Source organism: Acidovorax sp. A1169, from assembly GCF_030704685.1.
Lineage (GTDB): Bacteria > Pseudomonadota > Gammaproteobacteria > Burkholderiales > Burkholderiaceae_C > Acidovorax.
The window spans coordinates 1-1,656 of record NZ_JAUZDX010000058.1 but is presented as its reverse complement, the minus strand read 5'-3'; the positions used below and the strand labels follow the sequence as shown (position 1 = coordinate 1,656).

The following is a 1,656-nucleotide window of genomic DNA, read 5'->3' as shown; positions in this document are numbered from 1 at the left end:
AACTTTGACGTTGTAGTCCACCACGCGCTTGACAGGGACCAAGACCTTCATTGCTGCGGCTCCTAGAGTTGGTTGAATTGACGTTTACGTAAACTGGAACATTCTATGCCGCAGTGCCCCCCGAAGGGTGCAGGCCGGCGCCCCATCGGCTGCAGGGGCATAAAAAAGAACGATCGTGCTTTTTAGTGATTATAGGGCACTTGGCGAACCGCCCGATGTCTCGCCGGAGGCACCGGTCACGGCAGCACCCGGAGACAGGCCGGCAGGGACGGCACCGTCCTTGAACTGCACCACGCGCTGCGGGTAAGGGATGTCGATGTTCGCGGCCCGCAGGCCATCGAGGATGGCGATGTTGATGGCCGAGCGCAGGTTGAGCGAGCCGGCGGAGGGGTCGCTGATCCAGAAGTTGAGGCTGAACTCAAGCCCATCGGGCGCGAAATTGATGAGGAAAGCCACGGGCTCGGGCTCCGTGAGCACGCGCGGCTGCGCAGCGGCGGCAGCGCACAGAATGGCCTGCACTTGGCCCACATCGCTGTCGTAGCCGACGATGATGTTGGTGGAGACGTTGAACTTGCGGTCGGCGTCGGACAGGTTCTCCACGCGCTGGGTGATCAGGGTCTCGTTGGGCACGATGGATTCGCGCCCGTTGCCGGCGCGGATCAGGGTGTAGCGGGTCTTGATGTCGGTGATGCGGCCCTCGAAACCATCGACGCGCACGTTGTCGCCGATGCGCAGCGAGCGCTCCAGCAGAATCACGAAGCCGCTCACGTAGTTGGAAGCGAGTTTTTGCAGGCCAAAGCCCAGGCCGACGCCCACCGCCCCGCCCAGCACCGACAGCGCGGTGAGGTCCACCCCCACGGCCGACAGCGCGAACAGCATGCCCACGAGCAACAGCACCGCGCGCACGGCGTTGCCAGCCACCTTGCGCATGGACAGATCGGTCACGGCCGTGGCGAGCACGCGCCGCTCGAAGGTGGCCGAGATCCAGAGTGCTGCCACCATCACCAGGCTGGCGGACAGGGCGCCCTCGATCAGCGTGGCCACGCTCACGGTGGACTTGCCGAAGTTGAGCGTGATGGCATCGAGCTCGCTGCGCACGGCGGGCAGCAGCCCCACGATCCACAGCACGGCCGCACCCCAGATGACCCAGGAGAACAGCCCTTCGAGCAGCCGCACGAGGGCCGATGCAGGAAAGGCGACGCGCAGCACGCGGGCGATGAAGCGGATCAGCGCGAGCGAGACCAGCATGGGGACTGCGATGCGCAGCACGAACACGGGGTGGTAGTGCTCAACCGCCAGGCGGCCGGCGAAGGTGAGGACCAGGGCGATCAGGGGGAAGAGCAGGCCGTCGATGGTGTTGCGGCCGATCCATACGGAGTCGGGGGGTTGGTTGCGGCCTATCAGGCTGGCGGCGAACAGGGCAATGGCGATGGCGGCGGCCAGGACGCCGAGTTCCAGCCAGACGCTGGAGTGGTTGAAGTCGGCGAGGAGTTTGTCGAGGATTTCCATGCGGTGGTGGTCTGTGTCACACGGGGCTATTTTTTGCCGATGGTGACTGTTTGCTTGGGTGAAAGGCGGAGGCCGGGATGTGCGCCCGGCGGCGCAGTAACTTTCTCTTGGGCCGCCAAGAGAAAGTCACCAAAGAGAAGGCGGCCG

The 1,656-nt window shown here is 64.7% G+C and carries 1 protein-coding gene; it reads right to left on the bottom strand.

The window, feature by feature from the left end; genetic code table 11:
• Nucleotides 1-189 precede the first annotated feature (189 nt).
• Nucleotides 190-1,509 (bottom strand): mechanosensitive ion channel family protein, encoded by a 1,320-nt coding sequence (locus QYL93_RS31795; RefSeq protein ID WP_305747425.1) that lies wholly within the window; start codon nucleotides 1,507-1,509, stop codon nucleotides 190-192.
• Nucleotides 1,510-1,656: the final 147 nt, after the last annotated feature.

Coding starts and splice junctions, on each gene's coding strand:
- QYL93_RS31795 (WP_305747425.1), bottom strand. CDS start 1,509: ATGGAAATCCTCGACAAACTCCTCGCCGACTTCAACCACTCCAGCGTC.